The sequence below is a fragment of the Pigmentiphaga daeguensis genome, from assembly GCF_039523035.1.
Taxonomy (GTDB): Bacteria; Pseudomonadota; Gammaproteobacteria; order Burkholderiales; family Burkholderiaceae_B; genus Pigmentiphaga; species Pigmentiphaga daeguensis.
In genome coordinates this window covers 117,705-133,135 of the sequence record NZ_BAAAEN010000008.1, presented here as the reverse complement: position 1 = coordinate 133,135, position 15,431 = coordinate 117,705, and the positions used below count along the sequence as shown (strand labels likewise).

The following is a 15,431-nucleotide window of genomic DNA, read 5'->3' as shown; positions in this document are numbered from 1 at the left end:
TGAAGCGAAGAATCTCTATCCGGCCTGTCGGCGCTTGGCGGCCAGGCCGATCTGCATGGCCGCGCCGGAGGTCAGCAAGGCGTGGATGCCGAAGCGGTCGCGCAGGACATCCCATTGCATGGCGCACAGCGCCTGGCGTTCGTCGTCCGCCAGGAGGAAGGGCCGGCAGAAGGCCGCGGGGTCGTCCAGGAAGCGTTCCGCCGCCTCGGCCCGCGTGCGCAGGGCCAGCACCGCCTCGGCCAGCCTGGCCCGTTCCGGCGGCATGGCCGGATAGCGCAGCGGATCGCGCGCCGGCGCCGGCTCGGTCAGGTCCCAGCCGGCCGAGGCATAGATGTGGTGCCACGACGGCTCCAGCAGCGCCGTGAACGGCGGCCGGTTCTCGCCCAGCGCCCCGGCCAGGATCAGCGGCGCGCGCAGCTCGACGTTGCCGGTGCGGTCCAGCTCCCAGTCGTCGTAGCTGAGCAGGTGCGTCAGATGTCCCGCCTGGATTTCGGCGAAGATGCGCTGGTCCGTCTCCAGGTCGGGATGCGGATAGTGCACCGTGCCCGGATAGTGGGACAGTCCGCCGCTGGCGATCAGCAGCGCCCGCTTGCCCAGGCGCTGCAAGGCGGTCTGCAGGGCGGCGCCGAAGGCGTAGCAGCGGCGCCCGCTGGGCTGGGGCGGCACGTAGGCGTTGACGAACAGGGCCACCAGCGGCACGTCGCGCCCGAAGCCCATGAACTCGTAGGGTATGGTGAAGGCCGTCTGCAGCTTGGCGTTCATGGTGAAGGCCAGGTCGAAGCCGGCCCGCTCCATTTCGGGGACCAGGGCGTAGCCGGTGGTGCCGTCGATGGCCCACATGCCGCGATGCTTGTGCATGCCGTCGGCCTCGTCGGCCACGTGCACGCAGAACGGCGGCACGCCATGGGTGACGAAGTGATCGCCATGGTCGTTGGACACCATGACGATGCAATCGGGCGCGAGCGCCCGCAGCCGCTCGCCTATGGTTTCCAGCGAGCGGCGCACGCGAGCGACCTGTTCAAGGTCCTCGGTCTCGGGCAGGGACAGGAATTGCGGCGCGTGCGGCACGATGGCCGCGCCGACGATGCCATAGGGATTGAAGGATTTCACGCTTGCACCTCGGTGATGGGTCGTTCTTCGTTGGCGACTTCGACGACGGCCGCGACGATGCCGTGGTAGCCCGTGCAGCGGCAGATGTTGCCGGACAGGCACTGGCGGATCGCCGGTTCGTCGCGCAACTGGCCACGGCGCACGATGTCGTATCCGCTCACGACCATGCCCGGCGTGCAGAAGCCGCATTGCAGGGCGTGGTGTTCGCCGAAGGCCCGGCGCAGCCGGTCGGCCGTGGCATCGCACAGGCCTTCCAGCGTGGTCACCGAGCAGCCGTCCACCGAACCCGCCAGCGTCAGGCAGGCACGCACCACCTGGTCATCGACGATGACGTTGCAGGCGCCGCACACGCCATGCTCGCAGCCCAGGTGCACGGAGGTCTGCCGGCACTGCTCGCGCAGCACGTCGGCCAGTATCGCGGAGGGTTCGACGTCGAGTCCGGTTTCGCGGCCGTTCACGGTCAATGTGATCTTCATGCGGCGACTCCTTGCCATGCCTGTTCGACCGCCCGGGCCATCGCCTGCGCGTGACGGGATGCCGCCAGCGGATCGATGTGCGGCCGGGCGGCCAGGATTTCGTCCAGGGCCGAGGCCGCGACGTCGCGCCTGGCGGGTGTCGGGCCTCCGGCTGCCGCCAGGCGCGCCGCCGTGGCCGGCAGGGCCAGCGGACCAGGATCGATCGCGCCCAGCCAGCATGCCCACTGGCCATCGGCGCCTTGCAGGGCCAGTGCGCTGGCCGAGGCGAATTCGCCCGCCCGGTGCATGAGCTTGCACCGGCCCCATCGGACCAGGCCCGATGCCCGCTCGGGCAGCGTGGCCGCCAGCGCGATCTCGTCCACCTGCACGTCGCTGTCCATGGCGCCGCGGATGAAATCGCGCAGGGCGACGACACGCCGCCCCCGCAGGCTGGCCAGTTCCACCGAGGCATCGAGCGCGGTCAGCAGCAGCGGCCAGTCCCCCGCCGGATCGGCGTGGACCAGGCTGCCGACCACGGTGCCCCGGCCACGCACCGGCAGGAAGGCGATCTCGGCGGCATGCGCGCGCAGCAGGTCGAACAGCGCCCCGGCCTGCGTACACCGTTCGACGTCGGCATGGGTGACGGCCGCGCCCATGCGCACGGCCGGCGCGGTGTCCAGGTTCGCCAGCGACGCCACCCGGGTGATGTCGATCAGCGCATAGGGGCGCAGCATGCGGTAGCGCATCATGGGCAGCAGGCTCTGCCCGCCGGCCAGGACCTTGGCATCGCTGCCCAGGGCGGCGCGCAGCGCCAGCGCTTCGTCCAGCGTGCGCGGCACATGCAGCGCGAAAGGCGGCAGCTTCATCGCGTGCCTCCCCGCCCGGCTTCGTGCAGTTGGCGCAGCAGGTAGTCGGGCGTGATGGGCGTGCGGCACACGTCCACGCCCAGGTCCGCCAGCGCGTCGCGCACGGCATTGGCGATGGCCGCCGGCGGCGCCACGGCCCCCCCTTCTCCCATGCCCTTCATGCCGAACTCGGAATGGGGCGACGGCGTGCTGAAGTGCAGGATGGAAATGGGCGGAACCTCGACCGCGCTGGGCACGGCGTAGTCGCCGAAGGTCACGGTCTGCGGCTGGCCGTTGCTGTCATAGATCATTTCTTCATACAGGGCCTGGCCGATGCCTTGCGCGACGCCGCCGCGTATCTGGCCGTCCAGGATCAGGGGGTTGACCACCGTGCCGCAGTCCTCCACGACCAGGTAGTCCAGGATCCTGACGAAGCCGGTGTCCGGGTCGACGCTGACGCGCGCGGCATGCAGCGTGTAGGAAAACGTCCCGGTCTCGACGCTGGGCCGATAGTCGGCCTGGAACGAGAAGCCCGGGGAAATGGAGCGCGGCAGCTTGCTCACGCCCACGTAGGCGATGCGCGCCAGGTCGCCGAAGGACGTCGTGCCTTGCGGCGAAACGCAGGCGCCGTCGCGCACCTCGATCTGCGCCTCGTCCGCCTCGTGCAGCACGGCATGGATGGCGCGCGCCTTGCCGACGATGTCGCGGCAGGCCATGGCCACCGCCCCGCCCGCCATCACGATGGAACGCGAGGCGACCGAGCCCAGGCCATACGGTGCCGCCGAGGTATCGCCCTGGCGTATGCGTATGGCCGAGACCGGCAGCGTGGTGATCTCGGCCGCGATCTGCGCCAGGCTGGTGAAATGCCCCTGCCCGTGCGACAGCGTGCCGACCTCGATGACCAGCGTGCCGTCCATGTTCAGCGTGGCCCGCGCCGACTCGTGGCCGTAGATCAGCGGCGAGCCCCGGCGGCGCCATTCCTCGGCGCCGTGCGCGGCCTGCTCGACCAGCATCGCATAGCCCACGCCCACCCGGCCGCCGTCGGCGGCCTGTCGCGCGGCGGACCAGTTCTCGGCCACGAAGCGCCCGGCGGCATCGACGACCTCGCGATAGTTGCCCGAGTCGTAGGCCAGTCCGGTGGCCGACACATAGGGCATCTGCGCGGGCGAGATCAGGTTGGCCCGGCGCACGTCCAGCGGGTCGGCACCCAGTTCGCGGGCAACCTCCTCGATGATGCGCTCCATCGCGAAGCACCCGCCCGGACGGCCCACGCCGCGATAAGGCCCCAGGGGGCTCTTGTTGGTGTGGATGCTGACGGCCTCGAAGCGATAGTTGCGGATGTCGTAGGGCCCGAGCATGACGTTGGTGGCCATGTTGGCCTCGATCGCGCCGGTGGAGGTCTTGGCCGAATAGGCCCCGGCGTCCACCACCACCAGCGCGTCCAGCGCGTGGATCCTGCCCGTGTCGTCGAAATAGGCGGTGATGCGCTGCTCGTGCTGGCGGCTGTGGTTGCTGGCGACGAAGTGCTCGTAGCGGTCCTCGATCCAGCGCACCGGCCGCCGCAGCTTCCAGGCCAGCGCCGTCACCAGGACTTCCTCGGGATACAGATTGCTCTTGGAGCCGAAGCCGCCGCCCACGTCCGGCACGACCACGCGGATGTCGGCTTCGGTCAGGCCCGGAATCTGTTCGGCCAGGAAGGTGCGGATCAAGTGCGGGCGTTGGCTGGACACGTGCACGACCACGCCGCCGGCCGGATCCGGATAGGCCAGGCAGCCCCGGCATTCCAGCGGGCTGGCCAGCACCCGCCCCATGGACAGGCGGCGCGTGACCTGGCGCAGGCCTCGCGCGGCGGGGTCGTCGATGATGGCCTGCGCATCGCCCAGCGCGCGGCCGATGCGCATGACCAGGTTGGAGTCCAGGTGGTCGTGCAGCGGCACGCCCGGATGTTCGACCTCGTCCCAGGCATCGACCACCGCGGCCAGCGGCTCGATGTCCAGTTGCACCTGCTCGGCGCGCTCCTCGGCCTCGGCGCGGGTCGCGCCCAGCGCCAGGACCACGGGCTCGCCGGCGAAACGCACCTTGCCGTCGGCCAGCAGCGGATACGGCGCGCCGTTGAACTCCGGACGCAACAGCGCGCAGTAGATGGGCAAGGCCAGGCCGGCGATGTCGGCCGTGGTCCAGAACGTCCCGGCCGGCAATTCCGGCGGCAGCGTCACGCCCTTCAGGCGGCCATGGGCCACCGGGCTGCGGCAGAACGCCACTTCCAGGCATTCCGGCACCTGGATGTCCGCCACGAAGGCGCCCCCGCCTGCCAGGTGGCGGGCATCCTCCACCCGGGCCAGCGGCCGCCCGATATGGGCGTAGCCACCGTCGACCTTGCTTTCCCCCATGCTCACTCCAGCGTCACCTTGGCATCCTTGATGATGCCGCCCCACATGTTGAAGTCATTGCTCATGCGCTTCTTCAGATCGTCCACCGAGGTGTCCATGGGCGCAAGCCCCAGATCGATCAGCGAACTGCGCACGTCCGGCTTCTTCAGGATCTTGTTCACCTCGCTGTTGATGGACGCGACCACGGCGGGCGGGGTCTGCGCCGGCGCCATCAGGATGAACCAGCTGGACAGTTCCTCGTCCGGCAGTCCCGACTCCTTCAGGGTCGGCAGCGCCGGAGTGCTCGGGAAGCGGTTGCGCGCGCCCACCATCAACAGGCGCACCTTGCCCGCATCCACCATGGGACGCAGCGGCGGGATGTTGTCGAAGCTGAAGTCGATGTCGCCCTGCGCCAGCGCCACCGATGCCGGGCCGCTGCCCTTGTAGGGCGAATGCACGGCCTTGATGCCGAGCTGCTTGACCAGCCATTCGGAAGCCAGGTGCAGCGTGCTGCCGGGGCCGGCCGAACCGAAGGTCACGCCTTTCTCGGTGGCGGCCTTGGCCTTGATCTCGGCGATGAAGTCCTTGACGTTGGTCGCCTTGATGCCGGGCCCCACGGCCAGGAACGGCGGCACGTCGACGATGCCCACCACCGGCACCAGCTCTTTCATGGCGTCGTAGTCGAGCTTGGGATACAGGTGCGTGTTGTTGACGACCGAAGTAGTCGCCAGCAGCAGCGTGTAGCCGTCGGGCGCCGACCGGATCACGTTGCGGGTCGCGATCTGGGTGCTGGCGCCCGGCTGGTTCTCGACGACGACGGCCTGGCCATAGGCCTCCTGCAGCTTCCTGCCGATCAGCCGCGCAGTCACGTCGCTGCCGCCGCCGGCGGCGAAAGGCACGATGATCTTGATGGGACGGCTGGGATAGGTGTCGGCCGCCGTGGCAGTGGCGGCACAGACCGCGGCGGCGCAGGCAAGCACGGCACCGGTGGCGCGCCGCGCGAAAAGCGACGAACTCAACGACATCTTCATGTTCGATACCTTGAGCGAAAAAGGGAAAGAAGCATCGGCGGCGCGCGGGAGCCGTGCGCCGCCAGCCGGCCTAGCGGGTCGCCACGACCTCGATCTCCAGCATCATCCCGGCGATCGCCAGGGGTGCCTCGATGGTGGTGCGGGCGGGAAACTTGCCTTCCTGGAAATAGCCGCGATAAATCTCGTTCATCTCGTTGAAGCGGCTGATGTCGGTCAGGATCACGTTGGCCTTGACCACCTTGTCGAGCGAGCTGTCGCATTCGCCCAGGATCTGCCTGAGGTTCTTCATCACCTGGTGCATCTGCTCGGAGAAGGTCGGCGCCAGCTCGCGATTGGCGTCGAAGGGCGTGGTGCCCGAGACGAAGACGAAGTCTCCGGCGACGACCGCGTGCGAGAGCGGCGCCTTGGGTTTGGCGACGGCGTCGGACATGAAAATCTTGCTTGTGGACATGAGGGGCCTCGATAATGACTGGCGGGAAACGGACGAACCGCCCGGCTGCTGCGCCACGTTGGCGCCGGTCTTGCCGGGCGGCTCGGCGGCAAAAAAATTATCGGGAGATCCCTTCCCCCCAACAAGACAAGGGACACGCACACCATGTTCTCGATACGAGAACACCCGCACGAGACCGGGGCATGCGACGCTACATCCTTGGACACCGGTCGCACGAGGCCGGTGCACGGCACCGACATGGGGAACCTGCATGAATCCGGCTGACCTGGCCAGCTTCTATGAAGTCGCGGTATGCAAGGGCATACGGCGAGCATCGGAGCGGCTCGACATCGCGCCATCGGCCCTGAGCAAGCACATCAAGCGCCTGGAAGGCGAACTGGGCATCAAGCTGCTGGACCGGTCCAGCCGCGGCGTCGTGCTGACGCCCGCGGGCGAGGTCTGCCTGCACTATGCCGAGGAAGTGCTGCACGGCCAGCGGCGCATGCTGGCCGAGCTCGAGGCGCTGAAGGGATTGCGCAACGGCCACGTGAAGCTGTATTCCACCGAAGGCCAGATCGAGTTCGTGACCCAGACCGTGGCCGGGTTCCAGCAGCGCTATCCCGGCGTGACCTTCGAGATCGTCGTGGCCGGCACCGAGACCACGCTGGCCGCGGTCACCAGCGGCGACGCCGACCTTGGCCTGGCGTTCACCCCCACGCCGCACGACGCCATCGAATGCGCGCTGCGCATTTCGGCGCCGCTGGAGGCGGTGATGGCGCCCACGCACGAACTGGCGCGCCGCAAGGCGATCTCGCTGCGCGAGATGATGAACCACCGCACGGCGCTGCCTGCCTCGGACTTCGGCATACGCCGGCTGATCGACTCCATCTGCGCGGGCGAACGCCTGCGGGTGGCACCCGCCATGGTGACCAACTCCATCGCCGCCATGAAGAATTACGCGCGCAACCAGGGCGGCATCACCATCCTGTCGCACATGTCCATCCATCATGAACTGGATGCGGGCGACCTGGTCAGCATCCCGCTGTCGCATCCCATCCTGGGCAAGACCTGCGTGGACGTCTGCGTGCTGGGCCGCCGGCGCCTGCCGCAGGCGGTCAGCGCCTATCTCCAGCACATGCGCAAGCACGTGCGCATGCTGTACGGCCAGGACGCCGGCAGGCGCTGAGGGCCGGTTTCAGGCGCGCGCGGTTCCGGCCGCCCGCAGCACCCGGTCCAGCGGCTCGATGCCGCGCGCCAGGGCCACCACCGCGTCGGCATCGACCCTGGGCAGATGCGGGATTTCGGCCAACACGCGCACCTTGCCGAACTGCTCGATGCCGAGCCGGTTGCCGGCCGAGGGCTCTCCGCTCATCACCACGCCCGCCACCGGGATACCGCGCGCGCGCAGCGCCTCCAGCGACAGCAGCGTGTGATTGAGCGTGCCCAGCGTGCTGCGCGCCACGAGCACCACCGGCAGCCCCAGGCGGACGATCAGGTCGATCATGGTGGCGCGGTCGTCGATGGGAACCAGCAGCCCGCCGGCGCCCTCCACGACCAGCGGCGCGCGCGTGTCGGGCAGCTCGATGCCGGCCATGTCCAGGGTCACGCCTTCCTCGCGCGCGGCCGCCCAGGGCGACAGCGGCGCCTGCAGCACCGCGTGGGGCGCGTGGATGCGCTCGGGCGGAAGATCGGCCAGCCGTGCCACCGTGCCGGTGTCGTCGGGCTCCGTCGCCACGCCGGTTTGCAGAGGCTTCCAGTAGTCGGCCTGCCAGGCGTGCGCCAGCACCGCCGACACCAGCGTCTTGCCGATGCCGGTGTCGGTGCCGGTCACGAATACGCCGCGCGGCGCGTCGCTCTTGTTCCAGGTGCCGTAGGCCAGATGGTAGGTCACGCTTGCCCCCCGTGTGTCGAAACTGCGCAGTATCTGCTTGAACATCGCGGGCGGCAGCGGACGGCGGCCCGGCGCGGGCGCATCCGCGCCTATCGCCTTGAGCCCGCGCAGGAACGCCATGCCGTCGCGATGCGGCTGCACCCGTCTTTCGGCCTGCATGAAACGGCGCAGGCCGGGCAGCGCGGCGCCGATGTCCGCCGGACGGGGATAGTCGCGGACCGCGGCATCCATCCCATGGTCCGCATGCGCCGCGCGCCACTCGGCGAAGGTACCGTCGGCCAGCGTGGCCACCGCCATCCAGCCGCCCTGGGCCAGCAGGCCGCCCAGCCGCGCCAGCCCCGCGTCCAGGTCGCCGAACCATTGCACCGCCATGCTGGAGCAGATCAGGTCGAATTCGCCCAGTCCCGTATCGGGATGCTCGCCGTCCATGACCGCGAAACGGCATGTGCCGGGCAGTGCCAGGCGCCGCCGTGCGGTCTCCAGCATGGCGGGCGAGACGTCCGTCAGCGTCCAGCATGCCGGCCCCAGCCGGCGCGCCAGGGCCTGGGCCAGGAATCCCGTGCCGCAACCTATCTCCAGGATGCGCGGGCGCTCCGGCAGCGGCAGGCGGGCGATGCGCGCGGCCAGTTCTTCGGCCACGTCGCGCTGCAAGCCCGCGTGCCGTTCGTAGCGTCCCGCCGCATCGCCGAAGCGGCGCGCCACCACTCGCCCATGGACCGGCCCCGTCATGCGTGGTCCACGGCGCTTGCCAGTTCACTCGCGAACGCGCGGACCTGGCCGGCGCACCACTCGGGATGCGTCAGGGGCAGCAAATGCCCGCCGCCGGCGCACCACGAGACCCGGTCCCCGAACGAGGCAGCCGTGAGCGCCGGCGTGACGACCGCATCGGCGTCGCCCGCCAGGACGCAGGCCGGGACGCGCCGGCCGGCCCAGGCCGCGCGCGCATCGCCTTCACGCAGGTAGCGCAGGCCGGCGGCCAGGGCGGCCTCGTCCAGCTTAGCCGCATCGACGGCGCCATCGGCACCGCAGCGCCGGCGGAACTCGCCCACCACGGCGACGGGATCGGCCGCCAGACGGGCCAGCATGCGGTCCAGCACCCTGGGGGCGACTCCCGCGGGAAAATCGCCGGAGGCCGCGAAACGCGCAAAGCCGTTGATCAGGACGAAGCCGCGGCAACCACCGCCCTCGTCTTCCAGGCCGCGCATGGCGCCCAGCGAATGCCCCACGGCCACGTAGGCGGCCGGGCGTTCGGCGGCCACGGCTGGCCCGAAATAGCCTGCGTCGTCGGCATGGACCTCCCAGCCGTCCAGGTGGGCGCGCATGGGCGCCCAGGTCGAGGCATCGAATCCCCAGCCATGCAGGAACACCAGCGGCAGGCGCGCGCCGCCGGTCATGACCGGCCTCCGCTCGCGCTCGCGGCTTGCGTGCGCAGGTCGGCGATGGCGCGGACCAGCCGCCCCACGTCCTCTTCATCATGCGCGGCGCTGAGCGCGATCCGCAGCCGGCTCGTGCCCGCCGGCACCGTGGGCGGACGGATCGCCACCGCCAGCAGGCCGCGCTCGCGCAGGCCGTCGCTCAGGGCCAGCGCCGCGCCCGCTTCACCCACGACGGCGGGCACGATCTGCGTCGACGAAGCGCCCGTCTCCAGGCCCTGGTCCGCCAGCGCCCGCCGCAGTCCGTCGCCCAGCCCCGCCAACCGCTGCCTTTCCCTTTCCATGCCGGGCACCAGATCGAGCGCGGCATCGATGGCGGCCAGCACGGGCGGCGGCAAGGCGGTGGTGTAGATGAACCCCGAGCAGGTGTTCACGAGGTAGTCGCACAATTGCCGCGATCCCGCCACGTAGGCCCCGAAACCGCCCATGGCCTTGCTGAAGGTGCCCATGGCCAGATCGACCCTGCCGTCGCCCAGGCTTGCCAGCCCGGCCCCCCGCGGCCCCAGCACGCCGGTCGCGTGGGCCTCGTCCAGGTAGACGAAGGCGCCGTGGCGTTCGGCCACCCGACACAGCGCCGCCACGTCGGTACGGTCGCCATCCATGCTGAACACGCTTTCCGTCACGATCAGGCGCGGGCCGGGCTGGCCGGCCCGCTCGGCCAGCAGTGCATCGAGGTGATCGAGATCGTTGTGCCGGAAACGTATCTGCCGCACGCCGGCGGCCTGGCAGCCGTGGTGCAGGCTGGCATGGTTCAGCCGGTCGCAGAACACCAGCGGGTCGCCCTGGCCCGGCAGGCGCAGCAAGGCCGGCAGCACGGCGGCGTTGGCCTGCCAGCCCGAGGCGAACAGCAGCGCCGCCTCGGTGCCCTTGAAACGGGCCAGCTTGGCCTCGACGGCCAGGTGCAGGTCGAGGTTGCCCGACACCAGGCGCGAGGCGCGCGCGCCTGCGCCATGGCGCGCGGTCCATTCGGCCACGCGTTCGGCCAGCAAGGGGTGGCCGGCCAGGCCCAGATAATCGTTGCTGGAGAAATCGACGACGTCGCGGCCTTCGAACGTCACGCGCCCGCCGCGCGGCGCGGCGGTGGTGCGCAAACGGCGCCGCGTCTGGCGCTGGACCGCGCGGTCGAGCTCTTGGGCGAACAGGGAATCGAATATAGACATGGTCCGGCGATGCGCCTGGGGACGCCCGCACCGTAGAATGCATGTCATTGTAGAGGAACGACCGGCCCGGCCTGGCGCCGCGGCCGGCGCAGGACGAACATGCGCACACCCCCATCCGCCTGGGTCGCCGACGGCGCCCGCCACGTCTGGCTGCCCTATGCCCAGATGAAGACCGCCGCGCCGCCGCTGCCCGTGGTCCGTACCCACGGCAGCCGCATCGAACTGGCCGACGGCCGCAGCCTGGTGGATGGCGTGGCCTCGTGGTGGACCGCCTGCCATGGCTACAACCATCCCGCCATCGCCCGGGCCGTGCGCGGCCAGCTCGATGCGATGCCCCACGTGATGTTCGGCGGGCTGACGCACGAGCCCGCCGCGCGGCTGGCGCAGCGCCTGTGCGCGCTGCTGGGCCCGGGTTTCGACCGCGTGTTCTACACCGACTCGGGCTCCGTGGCGGTCGAGGTGGCGATGAAGATGGCCGTGCAGTTCTGGCTCAACCAGGGCGAGCGCCAGCGCTCGCGCTTCCTGGCCTTCCGCGGCGGCTACCACGGCGACACCTTCGGCACGATGGCGGTCTGCGATCCGGAAGACGGCATGCACAGCCTGTTCCACGGCCTCCTGACCCAACACGTGATCGCCCCGCTGCCGCGCGACGACGCCTCGGAAGCCGAGCTGGACGCGCTGCTGCGCCGGCACGCCCACGAACTGGCCGGCATCCTGGTCGAACCGCTGGTCCAGGGCGCAGGCGGCATGCTGATGCACCCGCCGCAAGTGCTGGCCCGCCTGCGCGCGCTGGCGGACCGCCACGGCCTGCTGCTGATCTACGACGAGATCTTCACCGGCTTCGGCCGCACCGGCACGATGTTCGCGTTCGAGCAGGCCGATGCGCGGCCCGACATCATCACGCTGTCCAAGGCCCTGACCGGCGGCACCCTGCCGCTTGCCGCCACCGTGGCCAGCCAACGCGTGTTCGACGGCTTCTGGTCCGACGATCCCGGCCACGCCCTGATGCACGGCCCCACCTTCATGGGCAACGCCCTGGCCTGCGCCGCCGCCAACGCCTCGCTGGACCTGTTCGAACGCGAACCGCGGCTGGAACAGGTGGCGGCCCTGTCCCGCGCGCTGGAAGCCGGCCTCGCTCCCTGCCGCGACCTGCCGTGGGTGCGCGACGTCCGCGTGCTGGGCGCCATCGCCGCGGTCGAGCTGGCCGGACCGTTCGACCGCGACGCCCTGCGTGCCAGGCTGGTCGACGCCGGCGTCTGGGTACGGCCCTTCGGCAACATCGTCTACCTGACGCCGGCCTTCACCATAGGCCGGGACGACCTGGATTTCCTGGTCGCCGCGGTGGTGGGCATCGTGCGGGGCATGCACGCACCCGCATCCTGATCAAGCCACGGAAACCAGCTTGGTCACCAGGCAGGCTTCGAGCCCCTCGATGCCATTCTCAGCACCATGGCCGCTTTCCTTGATTCCCAGAAATGGCGCATCGGGAACCGAGATCATGAAGGAATTGATACCCAGCATGCCGGCCTCGACCTCCTGGGATACCCGCCTCACCACGTCCGTCGAGCGGGTGAAGGCGTATGCTGCCAGGCCGAATGGCAGCCGGTTCGCCCGTGCGATCGCCTCGTCCGTCGACGTGAAGGCGTTCAACAGCGCCAGGGGGCCGAAAGGCTCTTCGTTCATCACCCTGGCGGACTCCGGCACGTCGGCGAGTACCGTCGGCTCGAAGAAATAACCACCCGACTCGATGGCCTTGCCACCGCTGACGAGGCGGCCGCCGCCGCCCAGCGCATTTTCGATCAGGCTTTCCAGGGGAGCCCTGCGCCTATCGTGCGCTAGCGGCCCCATGCGGGTACTTTCGGCCAGCCCGTCGCCTACCGAAATGGTCCGCACCCGCTGCTCGAAACCCTGGACAAAGCGTTCATGGATGCTTTCGTGGATATAAAAACGTGTCGGACTTACACACACCTGGCCGGCATTCCGGTATTTCGAGGCAACGGCCAAATCCAGCGCTTGCTCGACATCGGCATCGCCGAACACAAGCACCGGCGCATGTCCGCCCAGCTCCATGGTGGTCCGCTTGCCGGAGGCCGCGGCGAGTTTCATCAGATGTTGCCCGACGGGAATGGATCCGGTGAAGGACACCTTCCGTATGATCGGCGATGCCAGAAGATGCTCGGAAACCTCCGCTGGCACGCCGAACACGACAGACAGGACTCCGCGCGGCAGGCCGGCCTCCAGCAGTGCCCTGGCCACTTCCAGCGCCGCCGCGGGTGCCTCTTCCGCTGGCTTCAGAATGCAGGGGCACCCAGCCGCCAGCGCCGAACCTATCTTGCGGGCCGCGTTGACCGTTGGAAAATTCCAGGGCGCGAATGCCGCCACGGGCCCCACCGGCTCCTTGACCACCATGAACTGGGTCTTGCCCAGTCCCGATGGCAGTATCCGCCCATACGCGCGGCGCCCCTCTTCCGCGAACCAGTCGAGCGTCTCCGCGGCCAGCGCCGCCTCCTGGCGGGACTCGGCAATGGGTTTGCCGACCTCCAGGGTGATCAGCCGGGCAATCCGCTCGACGCTGCCGCGCATCAGGTCGGCCGCCCGGCGCAGGATCCGCCCCCGATCGACCGGCGCCACCCGCCTCCATTCCGTGAAGCTCCTTTGCGCGGCTTCAAGCGCATCGTCCAGGTCCTGCCGGCTTGCCAGCGGAAGCAGACACAGCGCACCGCCGGTCGCCGGATTCACGACCGGCATGGCATCCCGGCCATCGAGCCCCCGGGGATCGCCCCCGATCAGCAGTTCCGGCTGCCGGTATGTATCGGTATTTCCCAGTTTCAAGATTCCATCCTCAAAGATTTCCCGACGGTCGGTCCGGACACGACCGCGCCTACTGGTCCAGCGTCAGGTTGTTTTCCTTCACGATCTTCGCGTAAGCCTCGGACTCCTTGCGGATCAGCGCCGAGACTTCCTGAGGTTTGATCAGCAGCGGCATGTAGCCGAACTGGATCATCTTCGGCGGAATGTCCGCCTGGCTGTAGAGGGCGGTCACATCCTTGTTGACCTGATCGACCAGCGTCTTGGGCGTACCTGCCGGCGCAAACAGCCCCACCCATCCCGACACCTGGAACCCCGCCGGCCCGCCGCTTTCACCAACCAGCGGCACGTCCGGATAGGTGGCAAGACGCTCCGTGCCGGCCCAGCCGATGAACTTGAGCTTGCCTGCCTGCTGCAAAGGACCGGCACTGCCCGGCGTCCCGAACGCCCAATCGACGTCGCCGTTGGCTACCGAGGCATACAGCTGGCCTACGTCCTTGAACGGAACATGCGTCATATGGGTGCCCGAGGCGGTCTCCAATGCCGCACCCGCCAAATGCGCCACACTCCCGATTTGCCAGGAGCCGTATGTCACCCTGCCGGGGGCTGCCTTCGCCGCTGCCAGCAGATCGCCGGCGCTGTTCCATTTCGACTGCGACGACACGGCGATGAAAAAGTTGCTGTGATGCAAAGGAATCACCGGCACGAAATCCTTCTGGGCGTCGTAGGGTATCTTCTTGTAGAGATGCGGCACCGCGGTGAAGTTGAGGCCATCCGCGTGGAAGAGCGTATAGCCGTCGGCTGGCGAGCGCATGACGTCGGCGGCCGCGATGAAACCCGTGCCCCCTGGCTTGTTCTCGACGACGACGGCCTGGCCCCATGCCTTGGACAGGCGATCGGCCACGATGCGCAACATCGCGTCGGCCCCCGATCCAGTGGAAAACGCCGACACGATGCGGACCGGCTTGGCAGGATATTTCGACGCCTGGCCAAAGGCCGGCGTGTTCGCTAGCATGAATGCCGCGGCAGCGGCCGTGATTGTTTTTTTCATGGTCTCGACTCCAGGTTTCTGATGGTTTTTGTGATCAGACGAAAATGGCTCCACCATCGACGACGAGCGTCTGACCCGTCATGAATGCCGCATCGGGCCCCAGCAGGAACGAAGCCGCGCCGACCAGGTCTTCCGGCATTTGGTCCCGCTTCAACGCCCGCGCGCTCTTGCCCACGTCGCGGAACTGATCGACATGCTCCTTGTTCGTGAGGATGCCGTCCGACAGCGTGAATCCCGGGGCGATCGCATTGACCGTGATGCCCGCTGGGCCCAGTTCCCTGGCCAGGCTTCGCGTGAGCGCGATCACCGCGCCCTTGCTGGCCACGTAGTGAGGCATCCCGGTCACGCCCTTCAAGGGCGAGGTGGACGCGATGTTCACCACACGCCCACCGCCGCCCGCTCGCATGGCTGGCGAACATGCCTTGATGCCCAGGAACGGACCCGCGGTATTGACCGCCATGACCTGCATCCAGTCTTCCTTGGAAATCTGCGTGAACGGCTGCATGGGCAGGCTCGCGAACATCGCCGCGTTGTTGACCAGTCCGTAGAGCGCATTCCCTTTCGCGGACAGGTCTTCGACGATGCGCATCCAATCCGCCTCCTCCGTCACGTCGCCGGAATAGCCGGTAGCGCTCAGTCCCTCGCGCGCCATAGATGCCGCGGCTTGCTCGGCGCCCGTGCTATCGAGAATGGCGACGTCGAACCCGTCGGCCGCGAAACGTCGTGCGAACGCCAGCCCTATGCCTCTGGCGGCTCCTGTAACGATGATGCTCCTCACTGCTTGCGCTCCTGGCTCCTCGTTTACGATGCGCGGAGTATGCGTAAGGCAGAGCGGCACTGAATATTGC

General features: G+C 69.0%; 14 protein-coding genes. 2 read left to right on the top strand and 12 right to left on the bottom strand.

All coding sequences use genetic code 11. The annotated features are described in order from the left end of the window. Positions 1-15: 15 nt before the first annotated feature. From ABD104_RS12700 to ABD104_RS12675, 6 genes are all read right to left on the bottom strand, one after another. Positions 16-1,110 carry a DODA-type extradiol aromatic ring-opening family dioxygenase gene (locus tag ABD104_RS12700; protein ID WP_343927624.1) on the bottom strand — a complete coding sequence of 365 codons (1,095 nt, stop codon included), beginning with the start codon at positions 1,108-1,110 and terminating at the stop codon, positions 16-18. Continuing rightward, positions 1,107-1,586 (bottom strand): (2Fe-2S)-binding protein, encoded by a 480-nt coding sequence (locus ABD104_RS12695; protein WP_279817617.1) that lies wholly within the window; start codon positions 1,584-1,586, stop codon positions 1,107-1,109. The genes ABD104_RS12700 and ABD104_RS12695 overlap by 4 nt, the downstream gene beginning before the upstream one ends. Then, positions 1,583-2,431 (bottom strand): FAD binding domain-containing protein, encoded by an 849-nt coding sequence (locus ABD104_RS12690; RefSeq protein WP_087839482.1) that lies wholly within the window; start codon positions 2,429-2,431, stop codon positions 1,583-1,585. Before ABD104_RS12690 ends, ABD104_RS12695 begins: the two co-directional genes overlap by 4 nt. Then, positions 2,428-4,800: a xanthine dehydrogenase family protein molybdopterin-binding subunit gene (locus tag ABD104_RS12685; RefSeq protein WP_343927623.1), complete on the bottom strand. Its 2,373-nt coding sequence runs from the start codon at positions 4,798-4,800 to the stop codon at positions 2,428-2,430. The genes ABD104_RS12690 and ABD104_RS12685 overlap by 4 nt, the downstream gene beginning before the upstream one ends. Positions 4,801-4,802: 2 nt before the next feature. After that, positions 4,803-5,810: a Bug family tripartite tricarboxylate transporter substrate binding protein gene (locus tag ABD104_RS12680; protein ID WP_343927622.1), complete on the bottom strand. Its 1,008-nt coding sequence runs from the start codon at positions 5,808-5,810 to the stop codon at positions 4,803-4,805. Between the two features lie 70 nt (positions 5,811-5,880). Next, entirely contained in the window at positions 5,881-6,261 is a 381-nt protein-coding gene (locus tag ABD104_RS12675; protein WP_165963210.1) for a RidA family protein, read from the bottom strand. Between the two features lie 250 nt (positions 6,262-6,511). Here ABD104_RS12675 and ABD104_RS12670 point away from each other — a divergent pair, with 250 nt between their 5' ends. Beyond that, positions 6,512-7,426, top strand: a complete 915-nt coding sequence (locus ABD104_RS12670; protein ID WP_165963209.1) for a LysR family transcriptional regulator — start codon at positions 6,512-6,514, stop codon at positions 7,424-7,426. Positions 7,427-7,435: 9 nt separating this feature from the next. On the opposite strand, the gene bioD is transcribed toward ABD104_RS12670, so the two are convergent. Genes bioD through ABD104_RS12655 form a run of 3 tightly spaced genes read right to left on the bottom strand, consistent with a single transcriptional unit; the run spans position 7,436 to position 10,724 of the window. Then, positions 7,436-8,860 carry a dethiobiotin synthase gene (bioD, locus tag ABD104_RS12665; protein ID WP_343927621.1) on the bottom strand — a complete coding sequence of 475 codons (1,425 nt, stop codon included), beginning with the start codon at positions 8,858-8,860 and terminating at the stop codon, positions 7,436-7,438. Continuing rightward, positions 8,857-9,525 (bottom strand): alpha/beta fold hydrolase, encoded by a 669-nt coding sequence (locus ABD104_RS12660; RefSeq protein WP_132980034.1) that lies wholly within the window; start codon positions 9,523-9,525, stop codon positions 8,857-8,859. The genes bioD and ABD104_RS12660 overlap by 4 nt, the downstream gene beginning before the upstream one ends. Beyond that, positions 9,522-10,724 carry an aminotransferase class I/II-fold pyridoxal phosphate-dependent enzyme gene (locus tag ABD104_RS12655; protein ID WP_087839476.1) on the bottom strand — a complete coding sequence of 401 codons (1,203 nt, stop codon included), beginning with the start codon at positions 10,722-10,724 and terminating at the stop codon, positions 9,522-9,524. The genes ABD104_RS12660 and ABD104_RS12655 overlap by 4 nt, the downstream gene beginning before the upstream one ends. Before the next feature lie 99 nt (positions 10,725-10,823). On the opposite strand from ABD104_RS12655, the gene ABD104_RS12650 reads away from it, so the two are divergent. Then, positions 10,824-12,107 (top strand): adenosylmethionine--8-amino-7-oxononanoate transaminase, encoded by a 1,284-nt coding sequence (locus ABD104_RS12650; RefSeq protein ID WP_087839475.1) that lies wholly within the window; start codon positions 10,824-10,826, stop codon positions 12,105-12,107. On the opposite strand, the gene ABD104_RS12645 is transcribed toward ABD104_RS12650, so the two are convergent. From ABD104_RS12645 to ABD104_RS12635, 3 genes are read right to left on the bottom strand one after another with little or no spacing between them, the layout of a single operon-like run. Then, complete coding sequence (locus ABD104_RS12645; RefSeq protein WP_243724565.1) at positions 12,108-13,556, bottom strand: NAD-dependent succinate-semialdehyde dehydrogenase; 1,449 nt, start codon at positions 13,554-13,556, stop codon at positions 12,108-12,110. Positions 13,557-13,605: 49 nt separating this feature from the next. After that, positions 13,606-14,583 (bottom strand): Bug family tripartite tricarboxylate transporter substrate binding protein, encoded by a 978-nt coding sequence (locus tag ABD104_RS12640; RefSeq protein WP_165963208.1) that lies wholly within the window; start codon positions 14,581-14,583, stop codon positions 13,606-13,608. Between the two features lie 34 nt (positions 14,584-14,617). Continuing rightward, positions 14,618-15,361 carry an SDR family NAD(P)-dependent oxidoreductase gene (locus tag ABD104_RS12635; protein ID WP_243724564.1) on the bottom strand — a complete coding sequence of 248 codons (744 nt, stop codon included), beginning with the start codon at positions 15,359-15,361 and terminating at the stop codon, positions 14,618-14,620. Between the last annotated feature and the right edge of the window lie 70 nt (positions 15,362-15,431).

Excerpts from the sequence above, each read along its gene's own strand:
- ABD104_RS12660 (WP_132980034.1), bottom strand. The coding sequence starts at position 9,525 with ATGACCGGCGGCGCGCGCCTGCCGCTGGTGTTCCTGCATGGCTGGGGA.
- ABD104_RS12670 (WP_165963209.1), top strand. The coding sequence starts at position 6,512 with ATGAATCCGGCTGACCTGGCCAGCTTCTATGAAGTCGCGGTATGCAAG.
- ABD104_RS12685 (WP_343927623.1), bottom strand. The coding sequence starts at position 4,800 with ATGGGGGAAAGCAAGGTCGACGGTGGCTACGCCCATATCGGGCGGCCG.
- bioD (WP_343927621.1), bottom strand. The coding sequence starts at position 8,860 with ATGACGGGGCCGGTCCATGGGCGAGTGGTGGCGCGCCGCTTCGGCGAT.
- ABD104_RS12690 (WP_087839482.1), bottom strand. The coding sequence starts at position 2,431 with ATGAAGCTGCCGCCTTTCGCGCTGCATGTGCCGCGCACGCTGGACGAA.
- ABD104_RS12680 (WP_343927622.1), bottom strand. The coding sequence starts at position 5,810 with ATGAAGATGTCGTTGAGTTCGTCGCTTTTCGCGCGGCGCGCCACCGGT.
- ABD104_RS12675 (WP_165963210.1), bottom strand. The coding sequence starts at position 6,261 with ATGTCCACAAGCAAGATTTTCATGTCCGACGCCGTCGCCAAACCCAAG.
- ABD104_RS12655 (WP_087839476.1), bottom strand. The coding sequence starts at position 10,724 with ATGTCTATATTCGATTCCCTGTTCGCCCAAGAGCTCGACCGCGCGGTC.
- ABD104_RS12650 (WP_087839475.1), top strand. The coding sequence starts at position 10,824 with ATGCGCACACCCCCATCCGCCTGGGTCGCCGACGGCGCCCGCCACGTC.
- ABD104_RS12695 (WP_279817617.1), bottom strand. The coding sequence starts at position 1,586 with ATGAAGATCACATTGACCGTGAACGGCCGCGAAACCGGACTCGACGTC.
- ABD104_RS12640 (WP_165963208.1), bottom strand. The coding sequence starts at position 14,583 with ATGAAAAAAACAATCACGGCCGCTGCCGCGGCATTCATGCTAGCGAAC.